The sequence below is a fragment of the Streptomyces sp. NPDC041968 genome, from assembly GCF_055589025.1.
In genome coordinates this window covers 40,977-53,687 of sequence record NZ_JBVJCB010000012.1, presented here as the reverse complement: position 1 = coordinate 53,687, position 12,711 = coordinate 40,977, and the positions used below count along the sequence as shown (strand labels likewise).

Annotated in this window: 17 protein-coding genes; 4 read left to right on the top strand and 13 right to left on the bottom strand. The window is 71.7% G+C overall.

The genetic code is table 11. The features are described from left to right. Positions 1-40: 40 nt before the first annotated feature. Positions 41-832, bottom strand: a complete 792-nt coding sequence (locus ACZ6EG_RS26950) for an HAD family hydrolase (RefSeq protein WP_469608281.1) — start codon at positions 830-832, stop codon at positions 41-43. Next, the gene (locus tag ACZ6EG_RS26945) at positions 781-1,656 is read right to left on the bottom strand and encodes a winged helix-turn-helix domain-containing protein (protein ID WP_383650444.1); all 876 of its coding nucleotides are present in this window, start codon (positions 1,654-1,656) and stop codon (positions 781-783) included. The genes ACZ6EG_RS26950 and ACZ6EG_RS26945 overlap by 52 nt, the downstream gene beginning before the upstream one ends. A 149-nt stretch (positions 1,657-1,805) precedes the next feature. Between ACZ6EG_RS26945 and ACZ6EG_RS26940 the strand changes: the two genes are divergently transcribed. Next, entirely contained in the window at positions 1,806-1,994 is a 189-nt protein-coding gene (locus ACZ6EG_RS26940) for a hypothetical protein (RefSeq protein WP_391971333.1), read from the top strand. A gap of 11 nt (positions 1,995-2,005) precedes the next feature. On the opposite strand, the gene ACZ6EG_RS26935 is transcribed toward ACZ6EG_RS26940, so the two are convergent. Then, positions 2,006-2,857, bottom strand: a complete 852-nt coding sequence (locus ACZ6EG_RS26935; protein ID WP_391971334.1) for a winged helix-turn-helix domain-containing protein — start codon at positions 2,855-2,857, stop codon at positions 2,006-2,008. Between the two features lie 214 nt (positions 2,858-3,071). Here ACZ6EG_RS26935 and ACZ6EG_RS26930 point away from each other — a divergent pair, with 214 nt between their 5' ends. After that, positions 3,072-3,257, top strand: coding sequence for a hypothetical protein (locus ACZ6EG_RS26930; RefSeq protein ID WP_053133286.1), 186 nt, complete (start codon positions 3,072-3,074; stop codon positions 3,255-3,257). Between the two features lie 185 nt (positions 3,258-3,442). Here the strand turns inward: ACZ6EG_RS26930 and ACZ6EG_RS26925 are convergent, their stop codons facing one another. From ACZ6EG_RS26925 to ACZ6EG_RS26915, 3 genes are all read right to left on the bottom strand, one after another. Further along, positions 3,443-4,699: a GNAT family N-acetyltransferase gene (locus ACZ6EG_RS26925; RefSeq protein WP_391971335.1), complete on the bottom strand. Its 1,257-nt coding sequence runs from the start codon at positions 4,697-4,699 to the stop codon at positions 3,443-3,445. Between the two features lie 185 nt (positions 4,700-4,884). Continuing rightward, entirely contained in the window at positions 4,885-5,931 is a 1,047-nt protein-coding gene (locus tag ACZ6EG_RS26920; RefSeq protein WP_391971336.1) for an asparaginase, read from the bottom strand. 91 nt (positions 5,932-6,022) lie between these two features. Beyond that, positions 6,023-6,643 carry an RsiG family protein gene (locus ACZ6EG_RS26915; RefSeq protein WP_391971337.1) on the bottom strand — a complete coding sequence of 207 codons (621 nt, stop codon included), beginning with the start codon at positions 6,641-6,643 and terminating at the stop codon, positions 6,023-6,025. 168 nt (positions 6,644-6,811) lie between these two features. On the opposite strand from ACZ6EG_RS26915, the gene dtd reads away from it, so the two are divergent. Next, the gene (gene dtd, locus ACZ6EG_RS26910; protein WP_391971338.1) at positions 6,812-7,237 is read left to right on the top strand and encodes a D-aminoacyl-tRNA deacylase; all 426 of its coding nucleotides are present in this window, start codon (positions 6,812-6,814) and stop codon (positions 7,235-7,237) included. A gap of 30 nt (positions 7,238-7,267) precedes the next feature. Here the strand turns inward: dtd and ygfZ are convergent, their stop codons facing one another. From ygfZ to ACZ6EG_RS26895, 3 genes are read right to left on the bottom strand one after another with little or no spacing between them, the layout of a single operon-like run. Next, positions 7,268-8,233 (bottom strand): CAF17-like 4Fe-4S cluster assembly/insertion protein YgfZ, encoded by a 966-nt coding sequence (ygfZ, locus tag ACZ6EG_RS26905; RefSeq protein WP_469608271.1) that lies wholly within the window; start codon positions 8,231-8,233, stop codon positions 7,268-7,270. Positions 8,234-8,242: 9 nt separating this feature from the next. Beyond that, complete coding sequence (locus tag ACZ6EG_RS26900) at positions 8,243-8,680, bottom strand: Fur family transcriptional regulator (protein WP_391971340.1); 438 nt, start codon at positions 8,678-8,680, stop codon at positions 8,243-8,245. 16 nt (positions 8,681-8,696) lie between these two features. Next, positions 8,697-9,272: a heme-binding beta-barrel domain-containing protein gene (locus ACZ6EG_RS26895; RefSeq protein ID WP_391971341.1), complete on the bottom strand. Its 576-nt coding sequence runs from the start codon at positions 9,270-9,272 to the stop codon at positions 8,697-8,699. A gap of 251 nt (positions 9,273-9,523) precedes the next feature. Here ACZ6EG_RS26895 and ACZ6EG_RS26890 point away from each other — a divergent pair, with 251 nt between their 5' ends. Continuing rightward, positions 9,524-9,886, top strand: coding sequence for a DsrE family protein (locus ACZ6EG_RS26890; protein WP_391971342.1), 363 nt, complete (start codon positions 9,524-9,526; stop codon positions 9,884-9,886). 49 nt (positions 9,887-9,935) lie between these two features. Here the strand turns inward: ACZ6EG_RS26890 and ACZ6EG_RS26885 are convergent, their stop codons facing one another. From ACZ6EG_RS26885 to ACZ6EG_RS26870, 4 genes are all read right to left on the bottom strand, one after another. Then, a complete protein-coding gene (locus ACZ6EG_RS26885; protein WP_383650404.1) occupies positions 9,936-10,211 on the bottom strand; it encodes a DUF3099 domain-containing protein in 276 nt (91 codons plus the stop codon). An 85-nt stretch (positions 10,212-10,296) separates the two neighbouring features. Next, on the bottom strand, positions 10,297-10,584 hold the full coding sequence (locus ACZ6EG_RS26880; protein ID WP_053133316.1) for a DUF1416 domain-containing protein: 288 nt from the start codon (positions 10,582-10,584) through the stop codon (positions 10,297-10,299). A gap of 40 nt (positions 10,585-10,624) precedes the next feature. Then, entirely contained in the window at positions 10,625-11,470 is an 846-nt protein-coding gene (locus ACZ6EG_RS26875) for a sulfurtransferase (RefSeq protein ID WP_384695848.1), read from the bottom strand. Between the two features lie 413 nt (positions 11,471-11,883). After that, positions 11,884-12,621, bottom strand: a complete 738-nt coding sequence (locus ACZ6EG_RS26870) for an LmeA family phospholipid-binding protein (protein ID WP_391971343.1) — start codon at positions 12,619-12,621, stop codon at positions 11,884-11,886. Between the last annotated feature and the right edge of the window lie 90 nt (positions 12,622-12,711).

Genomic DNA, 12,711 nt, shown 5'->3' with positions numbered 1-12,711 from the left:
CGTCCACCCGGACGGGGCGTCGGGCCGCCCGGACGGGACGTCAGGGCCTCCTGGGCCTCCGCAGCAGGCGCAGCAGCGGTTCGAAGGAGTCGACGAGTGTCTCGGCGCCGGCGTCCCTGAGGAGCTTCGCCTTGCGTTCGTCGCGGGCGTAGCCGAGGAAGGGGACGCCCGCCCGCCGCGCGGCCTCGCAGTCGGAGGGGGTGTCGCCGATGAACAGCGAGCCGGACGGGGCGGCGCCCAGCGCGCTGAGGGCGCGGACGACTGTGTGCGGGTCGGGCTTGAGCAGGCCGAGTTCCCGCGGGCGCCCGTAGATGTGCGGGGTGAAGCACGGCAGCAGGCCGCGGCCGGTGAGGTAGGTGCGCACGACCCGCGGGGAGTTGTTGGTGGCGACGGCCAGCCGCACGCCCACCGCCGTCCAGGTCCGGATCAGCGGATCGGCGTACGCGGTCGGCATCGCGGAGGCGGTGGCCCGCAGCTCCTCGTGGGTGAGGCGTTCCTCCAGCTCCTCGACCAGGTCGCTGCGCGGGTGCCGGCGGTCGACCGCGCGCAGCACCGCGTGGGGATCGGGGGACTCCCGTTCGTCCTCGGTCAGCAGCCCGCGCAGGCCCCGCCGTTCGAGCCAGTCGACGAGGTCACCCGCCACCAGATCCGCCCGGTGCCCGGCGAACAGGCGGCAGATCGGCCCGTCGAAGTCCCAGAGCACGAAGCGGGCACCGCTCACCAGTCGCTCGAGATTCCCCGTGTCCGCCGCCGGCCCGGTCCGCGTCGCATCAGAAGTCACTAGGAGAGTGTCATGTCCGAGGTGATGGTTTCCCAGAGGGCGTCGAACCACTTCTGCGATTCCTCCACGAACACCGCGTCCCGGTGCCCCGCCCGCTTCAGGAAGGAGAACAGCAGCGACTGGGAGCCCAGGGCGTCGTACATCTCCAGCGTCCGGCTCTCGTACTCCTCCTCGCGCCGGGTGAGCATGTAGTAGCCGAACAGCGCCTCCTCGCCGTTGAGCAGGTAGAGCTTCATCGGCGGGGTGAACGGCAGGGCGCGGAAGGCGATGTGCACGTCGACGCGGTGGGTGGACCGTACGGCGTGCAGGTTGTGCTGGAGCACCCGGGCCTGGGCGTTGCGCATCTGGAGCCAGCGCTGGTGGACCGGGTCGTCCGGCTCGTCCTCGACCAGGACGGGGAAGGCCAGCGCGATGTCCCGCGACGGCATCAGGACGCGGAAGTCGATGGCCTCCGGACGGATGCGGCCCTCGTGGATCAGGCGGAGCGGCTCGCTCAGGGCCAGCATCAGGGTCTCCGAGGTGTGGCACACGACGTCGACGCGCACGCGCGGTACGGAGAACGCCTCCGACAGCCGGGGTCCGAGGGACACCATGGTCGGCTGCGGTTCGCCCCGGGGTGTGGCGGGCTCGGCGATGCGGGGCGGGCTGCCCTTGCTCACGTTGGTGAGCAGGCCGTCCTCCTGGAGCGCCCGCAGGGCCTGGCGGACGGTGCCGCGCTCCACGCCGAACTCGTCGGCCAGCTCGGCCTGGGTGGGCAGGCGGTCGCCCGCCTTGAGATCTCCCCCGCGGATCCGTTCCCGCAGGACATCGGCGATCTCCTGGGACGAGAGCCTTCTGCTGCCGTTCACCGAGACGTTCTCCTGAGTCACGACCAAACGCTACAACTCCGACCTACCTAGAGGGAGTTGTTTGAAACTTGTTTATAACTAGCAGCCAAGTGGGGACAACATAGTCAAAGTTGGTTGCCAACTCGGTCTAGTTGGCGGAAGTTTTCCCGTCCCGAACTTCCGAAGGGGGAAAGACCATGCCCGTCCTCGCTCTTCTCTCCACGCTCCTCGTCGTCACCTTCGAGCAGATCGTCCAGTGGAAGTACGGCGCCACCGGCCTCGTCGGCCTGCTCCTGCTCACCGTGGGCATCAAGGCGAAGAGCCCCTCCGTCAGCTCCGCCGGAGCGGTGGTGCTGGCCCTCCTGGTCGCGGGCCCCGCGCTGTGACCGGGAGGTGATCACGCCGTGAGCAGCAGCTCCGAACTGATCGTCTCCCACAGCGCGTCGAACCACTTCCGCGACTGCCGCACGAACGCCCCGTCGCGCAGACCACCGGTCCGCTCGAAGGTGAAGAGCGTCGAACGGATGCCCTCCGCGTCGTACGTCTCCATCGGCTCGTGATCGATCTCCTGCTCGCGCCGGCCGACGGTGTAGTACGCGAGGAGGGCTTCCGTCCGGTTGAGCACGTACAGCTTCACGGGCGGCGTGAAGGGGAGCGCCCGGAAGGTGACGCGCACGTCGATGCCGTGCGTGGCCCGCAGGCTCAGCAGGTTGTGCTGGAGCACCTGGCCCTGGGCGTTGCGCATCGCCAGCCACCGCTCGTGCACCGGGTCCCCGTCCCCGCGGCCGCTCACCGCCACCGGGAACGCCAGCTCGATGTCCCGGCCCGGCAGCAGCACGCGCACGTCGATCTTGGCCGGTTCGCGTCGCCCCGCGTGGACCTCGCGCAGGGCCTCGCCGAGGGCCAGGGTGAGGGAGGCCGAGGTCAGGCACAGGGCGTCGATCTCGACGTGGGAGGCGGCGAAGGCCTCGGCGATCCGGGGCGCGAGGGCGGCCGTGGTGGGCATCGGCGGCGCCTCGGACCCGGTCAGGGCGCCGCGCGGATCGGGCGCGACGGTCGCGGGGCTCCCCTTGGACACATTGGTGAGCAGACGTTCCGACTGCAGGACGCGCAGGGCCTGGCGGACGGTGCCGCGCTCCACGCCGAACTCGTCGGCCAGCTGGGCCTGGGTGGGCATGCGCCGACCCGGCCGCAGCTCCCCGGACCTGATCCGGGCGCGCAGCTCGTCGGCCACCTCGCGAGGCGTCATCTGTGGCCGCTGCGGTCTCTTCCGTCCGTTGACGGGGGCATGTTCCGGCTCCACGACCAAACACTACAACTTCCCGCCATCTTTGGGCAGTTCAAGCGAAGGTGGTTATGAGTCGCTTCCAAGCGGAGATAAGTACAGTGAAGTTGGCAGCCAACTTGAGCAACGTGGTCGAACCTCCCAAGGGTTGGCCACCACGGTGAACAGGGGGTCCACCATGCCGCTCATCGCCCTCGTCGTCGCCGCTCTGGCCATCGGGTTCGAGCAGCTCGTGCAGTGGAAGTACGGGCCGATGGGCATCATCGCGTTCGTCGCGCTGTCCATCGGCATCAAGGCGAAGAACACCATGATCGGCGGTGTGGGCGCGGTGATCCTCGTGATGCTGCTCGCACAGTCCGGCTGAACCGGCGTACTGCTGTCCGGGCCCCCTTCCGGAGGGGAGCCGGGAGCCCGGACAGTCAGTCGGCACCACCGCACCACCGCACGACCAGCACCACCGCACGACCAGCACCACCGCACAACAACCACAACTGAAGAGCACGCGCTACGGATGCGCGCACCCACCCGTCACCCGCAGAAGGGAGCAGCTCAGAACATGTCCGGGCACCAAGGCCGCCTGGACGTACGCAGCAGGGCGTCGGCCACACGGGCGGCGCCCGCTCGTATCTCCCGGACCCGGCCCAGCGCGGCCAGCCGCACGGCCGACTCGTCGCCCAGCCACAGCGCCGCCAGCTCGGCCACGTCGAGCCCGAGGTGGGCGCTCTCGGTGGTCGGCGTGCAGGACGCCCCGTCCGCTCCCGCCTCCAGCCGCCACCGCCCGCCGGTCAGCCCCGCCCGGTCCGCGACCTCCAGCACCAGTGAGCCCGACCCCTCGTACGTGCGCGCCTCCAGCGCCCGTACGACGTCCAGGATCCGCACCCAGAGCCAGTCGGCCTGCGTGGTGATCCTGGCCGCGCGCGGGTCGGGCAGGAGGTGCGGGAGCAGGTCGTCGGGGGACCGCCAGCCGCTCTTCACCGTGGTGACCCAGTCGATCGAGCACAGGTAGCTCCACAGGGCGCGCTCGGCGGCCGGTGTCACGGCCAGCAGCCACTGCACCGTCGCCGTGTTCAACGGCTGCTTGGCGTCGCCCCAGTGGTCGTCGGCCTTGTAGGCGACCATGCCCTCGACCTCGCCGTCCGCCGAGCGGTACACGGCGAAGAAGGGCTCGGTCCACGGGGAGCCGTCGGTGCTCAGCACGCCGGTCCGGATCTGCCACCACAGTTCCGCCCGGCTGACCGCGCCCGGCTGGGCCCGGCGCAGCCGCTCGTGCAGCTCGGGGCCGAGCTTGCGGACGTCCTGGCCGTCGACGAGGTCGATCCGGCCGCCGTCCTCGGGGGCCGCCCAGCGGGCGTCGAGTCCGGCGCGGGGCACGTCGACCGTCCACTCCGTCATGGTGGTGGCGGGGCCGAAGCCGTACCGGCCGTAGATCGGGTACTCGGCCGCGATCAGGGTCGCGAGGACGTCCCCGCGCTCCTTCGCCGCCGCCAGGTCCTGGGCCATCATGCGGGTGAGCAGACCACGGCGACGGTGGGTCGGGGAGACGGTGACGTTGGAGATCGCGTCGGCGGGGACGAGGGCGCCTCCGACGGCGGTGACCTCCTGGTCGAAGGACCGGAAGGTCGCCACACAGCGCTCCCCGTCGAAGGCGCCGAGCGAACGGCCGGGCACGAACAGGTGGCGGCGGGCCTCCAACTGCTCCGGCGCCACGGCGGGCGGCATCAGGAACCCGGTGTTCAGGGCCCGCTGCCAGTCGGGGAACTCGGCCTCGGTGATGGGGCGTACGTCGATGTCGGTGCGGCTGGTCATGCCCTCACGGTAGGGCGGCCACCCCACCCGCGTCGCGGGCATTTACGCCCCACCCGACCCGGGGCACGGGCCCTCCACCCGCCCCGAAGCACGGGCCCTCCACCCGCCCCCGCGAGCCGGGCCGCATCGGCCCTCCGCCCAGCCTCAGCCCTCTGCCTGGCCACGGCACCGGCCCCTCCCGGCCCTCAGAACGCCGCCCGGATCTCCCCCACCTCGCGCCCGCCGCCGAGCAGGGGCGCACGGCCGATGCGGTCGACCACGGGGCCCTCCACGCCCATCAGCGTCAGCGCGCGGCCCAGGACCGGCCCCAGGGCCCGGGTCGCGCCGTCCTCCACCTTGAAGGCGAGCGCGCGGCCGTCCGGCAGGGCCACCGCCTGGACGGCCTCCGCGCCCATCTTGGACAGGGCGCCGGGCACCTCGCGCATCAGCCAGGTGTCGGGGCGCCGGGTGCCGGCCACGTACTCGGGGTGGGCGCGCATCGCGTCGGCGACCCGGCGCTCCGCCGTGCCGGGCTCGGCGCCGACGAAGGAGCGGAAGGCGCGGGCCAGCCCGACCAGGCCGATCGCCATCAGCGGCGCGCCGCACCCGTCCGTGCCGACGGCGGCGACCGGCTCGCCCGCCGCGTCCTCCACGACGCCGTGGATGATCCGCTGCAACGGGTGCTCCGGGTCGAGGTACGACTCCACCGGCCAGCCCCGCTGGACGCAGACCGCCAGCATCGCGGTGTGCTTGCCGGAACAGTTCATGGTGATCCGGTCGGGCGACGCGCCCGACGCCAGGTAGGTGTCCCGCTCCTCGGGGTCCAGGGGGAGGTCGGCCGGGCACTGGAGCAGGGCCGGGTCCAGGCCGTACTCGTCCAGCATCTTGCGGACCAGATCCCGGTGAAACGATTCTCCGGAGTGGCTCGCGGCAGCCAGCGCCAGCCGCTCCCCCGAGAGGTCGAGCCCGGCCCGCAGCACCCCGGCCGCCTGCATCGGCTTGTTGGCGGAGCGCGGGAAGACCGGCGCCGTCACGTCCCCCAGCGCCAGCTCCACCGCCCCGTCGGCGCCCAGCACGGCCAGCGCGCCCCGGTGCCGCCCCTCGACGAAGCCGGACCGGACCACCTCGGCGAGGACGGGCGGTACGACGGGCGGGAGGGCGGACGGGGGCCCGGGCCGACGGACGTCCCCCCGCTCGGGCGGAACCGGGAGCGGGGACGGGTCGGTCGGCTGGGGCGTGTGGGGGGCGGGCATCGGCGGTGGCCTTCCGGACGGGTGACCCGCCGCGGCGACGGCCCGGGGTCACCGGGCCGGGGGAGGGGCGGCCGGAACGCCGCCCCTCGTCTCACACCAGCAGGTCGTCGACTTGTGCTTCCCCCTCACGGTACCGGCGTGCGATCTCCGCGCTGCAGTCGTCCGCGGTGCGCTGGAGCCGCTGCCGCCGCCGGGACACCTGCTGCTCGTAGCGCACGAGCCGGCCCGCCCCGGTGGTCAGCTCGACGTCGGTGCGGGCCGTCAGGTCGGACAGCTCCACCTCGCCGAGCATCTCCGCGGCCAGCCGCCGGCACTCCTCGCTGCGTGGCGTGCCCAGCGTCACGTGGCGCGCGGAGGACCGTTGCCGGGCCGGGGCGTCGGCCAGGATCTCCGACAGCCGCTCGACGACGGGTCCCGTCGCCGCCGTGGTCACCACGGACGTGGAACCGCGCCGGGCCAGCTCGGCACGCAGGATGTCGATCCGCCCCTGCAGCAGCCGGCGCACATAGCTGAGATCGGCCTCCTCGCGCTGGGCGTCCCGGCGCAGGGTGCGCAGTTCGGGCAGGCTCAGCGCGGTCAGGTCGTGCCCGGCAGGAGCCGCGGGCAGCTCCGGGCTGTCCGTGCGCTGCACGGGTGGCCGGGGTGCCTCCAGGCCCCCCGGATATGTCAACGCGACAGTCCCAAGCGGCTGCCCCGTACTCGGTGTGCTCATTCGCCTCAACCGTCCCCTCGACCGGCGTCTGGGAGCATCGTGCCACCCCAAGTGGCCGCTATGTGACCGAGTGCCCACGATCGGCCCCAGATGGGGGGTTAGGGAGCGAAAAAAACCCCGTACGGGCCCGCGTGCCCACACCCTGGGGGCGCACGGCATCATGACGGGATGCGTGCAGTGGTACAGAGGGTGGACGGCGCGAGCGTCGTCGTGGACGGCGAGACGGTGGGGGCGATCGAGGGCGAGGGCCTGTGCGTCCTGGTCGGCGTCACGCACGAGGACACCGTGGAGGAGGCGGAGCGGCTGGCCCGCAAGCTGTGGTCGGTGCGGGTGCTGCACGACGAGAAGTCGTGCAGCGACGTGGACGCCCCGCTGCTGGTGATCAGCCAGTTCACCCTTTACGGCGACGCCCGCAAGGGCCGCCGCCCCACCTGGAACGCCGCCGCGCCCGGTGACGTGGCCGAGCCGCTCGTCGACGAGGTCGTGGCGCGGCTGCGCGCGCTGGGCGCCACCGTGGCGACCGGGCGCTTCGGCGCGCACATGCGGGTGTCGCTGACGAACGACGGCCCGTTCACGGTGCTGCTGGAGGTCTAGCGCCGCGCCGGGCCGTCCGGGCACTCCGTCCTACGGTTGGACGACCGTCTCCTGGGCGGCGGCCGTGTCCTCCGCCATCAGCCGGGCGTCCACCGGCACGTTCCGCTTCACCAGGGCGAGGGCGACCGGGCCCAGCTCGTGGTGGCGTACGGACGTGGTGACGAAGCCGATCTTGCGGCCGTCCGGCCCGTCCTGCGCGAGGCGCACCTCGGCCCCGGCGGGCGGCAGGTGGACCTCGCTGCCGTCCAGGTGGAGGAAGACCAGGCGGCGCGGCGGCTTGCCGAGGTTCTGCACCCGGGCGACGGTCTCCTGGCCCCGGTAGCAGCCCTTCTGCAGGTGGACGGCGCTGCCGATCCAGCCCAGCTCGTGCGGGATGGTGCGGTGGTCGGTCTCGAAACCGACCCGGGGGCGGTGCTGCTCGACGCGGAGCGCCTCGTGGGCGAGGATCCCGGCCGGCGGTCCGGCCTCGGCGGCGAACGCCCCCAACTCGGCGCGCGGCAGGAAGAGGTCCCGGCCGTACGGCGTCTCGCGGACGACGGCGCTCGCTGGGGGCGCCGCGATGGAGCCGGCCGGCAGGTGGACGACCGCGGTGTCGGCGGTGCGGTCGGCGACCTCTACCCGGTAGAAGAACTTCATCGACTCCAGGTAGGCGATCAGCGCCTCCTGGCTGCCGGGCTCCACGTGGGCCCAGACGGTCGTGCCGTCGTCGACGAGGTACAGGGCGTGCTCGATGTGGCCGTTGGCGGAGAGGATCAGCGCCTCGGCGGCCTGGTGGGCCGGCAGGTCGCTGACGTGCTGGGTGAGCAGCAGGTGCAGCCAGCTCAGCCGGTCGTCGCCGGTGACGGCGACCACACCGCGGTGCGAGAGGTCGACGAATCCGGTGCCGTCGGCGAGGGCACGCTGCTCGCGGAACAGGTCGCCGTAGTGGGCGGCGACGCCTTCGTCCACGCCCTCGGCGGGGACGGCGCCGGGCAGGGACAGCAGGGGACTCTTCATACGCCTAGCCTACGACTCGGTAGTTGAACCCTTATGGGAACAGTCCTGGCACCGGCCGAAGATCGCGAAGTGCTTCATGTCGGTGTCGAAGCCGAACTGCTCGCGCAGCTTGGCGGTGAACTCGGCGGCCACCGACAGGTCGGCCTCGATCACGTGGGTGCAGTCCCGGCAGACCAGGTGGATGTGGTGGTGCCGGTCGGCCAGGTGGTAGGTGGGCGCGCCGTGCCCGAGATGGGCGTGGCTCACCAGCCCGAGCTCCTCCAGGAGCTCCAGCGTGCGGTAGACGGTGGAGATGTTGACCCCCGACGCCGTCTTCCTCACTTCGCCGAGGATGTCGTCGGGGGTCGCGTGTTCCAGATGGTCGACGGCTTCGAGCACCAGCTGCCGCTGCGGGGTCAGCCGGTAGCCGCGCTGCCTGAGGTCGCTCTTCCAGTCGGTGCTCACCACACCCAAGAGTCTAGGACTACTTGAAGAAAGCGATCCCGTCGTCCGGCATGTCGTCGGGCAGCGCCTTGGCCCAGCGCTCGACGTCCTCCGGGGTGACGACCTTCTTCAGGTGCGCCGACATGTAGGGGCGCAGCTCGACCTCGGGGGTCTGCTTCTCGCCGACCCACATCAGGTCGCTCTTGACGTACCCGTACAGGCGCTTGCCGCCGGTGTAGGGCCGGGAGGCGGCCGTGCGGGCCACCGCGTCCGTGACCAGGTCGATCTGCGGCTTCTGGTCGGCCAGCTCGCCGTACCAGATCTCGATGACACCGTCGTCGCGGGTCATCGTGACCTCGACCTTGCGGTTCGCGTCGACGCGCCAGAAGCCGTACTCGGACTCCAGGGGGCGGACCTTGTTGCCGTCCTGGTCCAGGACCCAGGTGTGGGACCGGTACTCCAGGAAGTCCCGGCCGTCGTGGGTGAAGGAGACCTCCTGCCCGAAGTTGCACTTCTCGGCACCGGGGAAGTCGTGCACGCCCGCGCCCGCCCAGTCACCGAGCAGGAAGACGAGCGGGACGAGGTCCTTGTGGAGGTCGGACGGGATCTCGATCATGAGCAGAACTTCCTGGCGTGGGGGATCAGCGCTGGCCCTGGTACAGCTTCTTCACGGTCAGCCCCGCGAAGGCGAGGACGCCGACGCAGACCAGAACCAGCAGGGCTTCGAAGAAGATCTCCACGGGGTGCTCCTCGGTGATGCGGAGTGCGGTGCGTGCGCTGCACGCACAGGGCCGGCACCCAGCTTACGCGGCCGGGCCCGGGCCCACCGGGCGAGGTGGGCCCGCGGTGCGGCCGTACCATGCGGCCATGGCGAAGAAGCTCGTGATCAAGGTGACGGCGGGGGCCGATGCCCCCGAGCGGTGCTCGCAGGCGTTCACGGTGGCGGCGGTGGCCGTGGCCAGTGGCGTCGACGTCTCCGTGTGGCTGACCGGCGAGTCCGCGTGGTTCGCGGTGCCGGGCCGGGCGGCCGAGTTCGAGCTGCCGCACGCGGCGCCGCTGCCCGACCTGCTGGACTCGATCCTGGCCGGCGGCCGGGTGACGCTGTGCACCCAGTGCGCGGCGCGGCGGGACCTCACCGAGCAGGACGTGATCGAGGGGGTGCGGATCGCGGGCGCGCAGGTCTTCGTGCAGGAGGCGCTGGGGGACGAGACGCAGGCGCTGGTGTACTGACCGGCGGGCCCGGGAGCCCTTGCCCGGCGCCGGCCGGGCAGGGCGGGGTTCAGGGCCGGTCCCGGTGCCGCGGTCCCTTCCTGCCGTCCAGCTCGTCCCACCACTCGTCGGACCGGGGGTCGCCGGAGGGGTCGTCCCACCAGCGGTCGTCGGGGCCCCGGCGGTTGGCGACGATCGCGGCGAGCGGGGGGATGACCATGGCGACCAGGCACATGCCGACGGCCGCGGGGACCGACCAGAGGCGGACGACGCCCCAGGCCAGGACGAACAGCGCGATGCAGATCCCCATCATCACGAAGTAACGGTGCCGCCGCCGCGCGTACATACCTCCAGCGTAGGTCCGGGCACGACGAAAGGGCCGCACCCCGGGCGTCCAACCCGTGGGGTACGGCCCCTCGAAGCCACGGCCGTCAGACGGCGATGGCGACCTCCGCCAGTCCGCCCTGCTGGGCGACGACCGTGCGGTCGGCGCTGGCGCCCGGGACGAGCGCCCGCAGGGTCCAGGTGCCCTCGGCCGCGTAGAACCGGAACTGGCCCGTCGCGGAGGTGGGGACCTCCGCCGTGAACTCGCCGGTGGAGTCCAGCAGCCGGACGTAGCCCGTCACCGGCTCGCCGTCGCGGGTCACCTGGCCCTGGATCGTGGTCTCACCGGGCTTGATCGTCGAGGCGTCGGGGCCGCCGGCCTTCGCTCCGCACATGTCGTACTCCTGAGGGGTTGGGAAAGGTCGGGCGGGGTGCTTACTTCGCGGCGCCGAGCTCGATCGGCACGCCGACGAGGGAGCCGTACTCGGTCCAGGAGCCGTCGTAGTTCTTGACGTTCTCCACGCCCAGCAGCTCGTGCAGGACGAACCAGGTCAGGGCCGAGCGCTCACCGATGCGGCAGTAGGCGATGGTGTCCTTCGCCAGGTCGACCTGCTCGTCGGTGTAGAGCTGCTTCAGTTCGTCGTCCGACTTGAAGGTGCCGTCGTCGTTGGCGTTCTTCGACCACGGGATGTTGCGGGCGCTGGGCACGTGGCCCGGGCGCTGCGACTGCTCCTGGGGGAGGTGGGCCGGGGCGAGGAGCTTGCCGGAGAACTCGTCGGGCGAGCGGACGTCGACCAGGTTCTGCGCGCCGATCGCCTGGACGACGTCGTCGCGGAAGGCGCGGATGGAGGTGTCCTGCGGCTTGGCCTTGTAGTCGGTGGCCGGGCGCTCGGGGACCTCGGTGCCGTCGACCAGCTCGCGGGCGTCCAGCTCCCACTTCTTGCGGCCGCCGTCGAGGAGCTTGACGTTGTCGTGGCCGTACAGCTTGAAGTACCAGTACGCGTAGGACGCGAACCAGTTGTTGTTGCCGCCGTAGAGGACCACGGTGTGGTCGTTGGAGATGCCCTTCTTCGACAGGAGCTTCTCGAAGCCCTCCTGGTCGACGAAGTCGCGGCGGACCGGGTCCTGGAGGTCCTGGGTCCAGTCGATCCGGATCGCGTTCTTGATGTGGTTCTTGTCGTACGCGGACGTGTCCTCGTCCACCTCGACGATCGCGATGCTCGGGTCGTCCAGGTGGTCCTGCAGCCAGTCGGCGTCGACCAGGACGTCGCTGCGGCTCATGTTTTCTCCTCCGGGGCAGGTGCGGCGGGGCGTGCGGCGAGAGGGTGCGCGCTCATGCCGGGGCGGCGCGGGGCCCTCGACGGCAGGGCGGGTGAGGGGGACACGGACGGCGGCGTCGCCGTCCGCTCAGAAGGTGCGACAGAGCATGGCGGCAACGCGGCACAGGTCCACTGCCCGCCACTTCGTGAGATCCGCCTGTCGCTCCATAGGTCCCGATCGTAGGGAGGGTCGGCGGGCGATGTCACCGGTGTGTCGTCATATGAGACGGGATCGTCCGCAAGGTGGGACACGAGCGGGCCGCGGAGTGCCGCCGTGCGGCGTCCGGGCGGGACTTCCGGGGTGGCATCTGCGGTACGGACAGCTCCGTCTCGCCTTTCGGACGCGGGGCGCCGCAACGGCGGCCGCTCGACGTCCTACCCGGCCAGCTCGATGTTCGAACCCCGCACCGTGATCTCGACGCCGTCCCGCGCCGCCTCGACCTTGTCCAGCTCGATGCCGCCGGGCAGCTCGTCGATGCCCTGCTGGAAGTCGGTGATGGCCCGGATCCGGGACTCGGCGAGCTGCCTGCCGCCGACCGTCGGCAGCCCGTCGGCGACGACCTCGACGTTGTTGTCCTTGACCGTGACCGAGCTGAGCACGTCGACCGGCTCGGGCAGTTCCACGCCCAGCACCGTGGCCCGGAGCGACACCTTGATCTTGCCGTCGCCGCCGTCGGAGAGGCCCACCACCTTGGCGGTGATGCCGGGGCCGATGTCCGTGGGCTCGGACTTGGTGGCCTTCATCAGCTCGTCGTAGCCGACGGTCGCGGTGCCGGTGGCGGTGGCCGCCGTGGCGGAGCCGAAGTCGCTGGAGAACTCGACGCCCCGCATGGTCGCGTGCAGCTCGTCGATGCGGATCTTGTCGGCGCCGTCGCCGGTGGACGCCTCGTAGTCGCCGATGCCGATCTCGACCTCGTCGAGTTCACCGGCCGCGGCCTGGGTGAGGAAGGGGAAGCCGTTGATCGAGACGTCCGGCGTCGAGGCCAGGTTCTCGGCGGACCGTATCTTGTCCGCCGCCTCGCCCTCGGCGAAGTTGACCGCCACGCGGTCCGCGATCACGAAGAGCCCGCCGAGGATCACGACGACGATCAACAGTATTCGCAGTGCACGCATGCGGTGTTCCCCACCTGGGCGGTCGACGACGGTCCCCGACGGCCGGCGGCCGTCCAGCGCGAGGGTAACGCGACCGGAACGGACCGCCGG

Coding starts and splice junctions, on each gene's coding strand:
- ACZ6EG_RS26940 (WP_391971333.1), top strand. CDS start 1,806: ATGCCCGTCCTCGCTCTTCTCTCCACGCTCCTCGTCGTCACCTTCGAG.
- ACZ6EG_RS26935 (WP_391971334.1), bottom strand. CDS start 2,857: ATGACGCCTCGCGAGGTGGCCGACGAGCTGCGCGCCCGGATCAGGTCC.
- ACZ6EG_RS26930 (WP_053133286.1), top strand. CDS start 3,072: ATGCCGCTCATCGCCCTCGTCGTCGCCGCTCTGGCCATCGGGTTCGAG.
- ACZ6EG_RS26925 (WP_391971335.1), bottom strand. CDS start 4,699: ATGACCAGCCGCACCGACATCGACGTACGCCCCATCACCGAGGCCGAG.
- ACZ6EG_RS26920 (WP_391971336.1), bottom strand. CDS start 5,931: ATGCCCGCCCCCCACACGCCCCAGCCGACCGACCCGTCCCCGCTCCCG.
- ACZ6EG_RS26915 (WP_391971337.1), bottom strand. CDS start 6,643: ATGAGCACACCGAGTACGGGGCAGCCGCTTGGGACTGTCGCGTTGACA.
- dtd (WP_391971338.1), top strand. CDS start 6,812: ATGCGTGCAGTGGTACAGAGGGTGGACGGCGCGAGCGTCGTCGTGGAC.
- ygfZ (WP_469608271.1), bottom strand. CDS start 8,233: ATGAAGAGTCCCCTGCTGTCCCTGCCCGGCGCCGTCCCCGCCGAGGGC.
- ACZ6EG_RS26895 (WP_391971341.1), bottom strand. CDS start 9,272: ATGATCGAGATCCCGTCCGACCTCCACAAGGACCTCGTCCCGCTCGTC.
- ACZ6EG_RS26890 (WP_391971342.1), top strand. CDS start 9,524: ATGGCGAAGAAGCTCGTGATCAAGGTGACGGCGGGGGCCGATGCCCCC.
- ACZ6EG_RS26885 (WP_383650404.1), bottom strand. CDS start 10,211: ATGTACGCGCGGCGGCGGCACCGTTACTTCGTGATGATGGGGATCTGC.
- ACZ6EG_RS26880 (WP_053133316.1), bottom strand. CDS start 10,584: ATGTGCGGAGCGAAGGCCGGCGGCCCCGACGCCTCGACGATCAAGCCC.
- ACZ6EG_RS26875 (WP_384695848.1), bottom strand. CDS start 11,470: ATGAGCCGCAGCGACGTCCTGGTCGACGCCGACTGGCTGCAGGACCAC.
- ACZ6EG_RS26870 (WP_391971343.1), bottom strand. CDS start 12,621: ATGCGTGCACTGCGAATACTGTTGATCGTCGTCGTGATCCTCGGCGGG.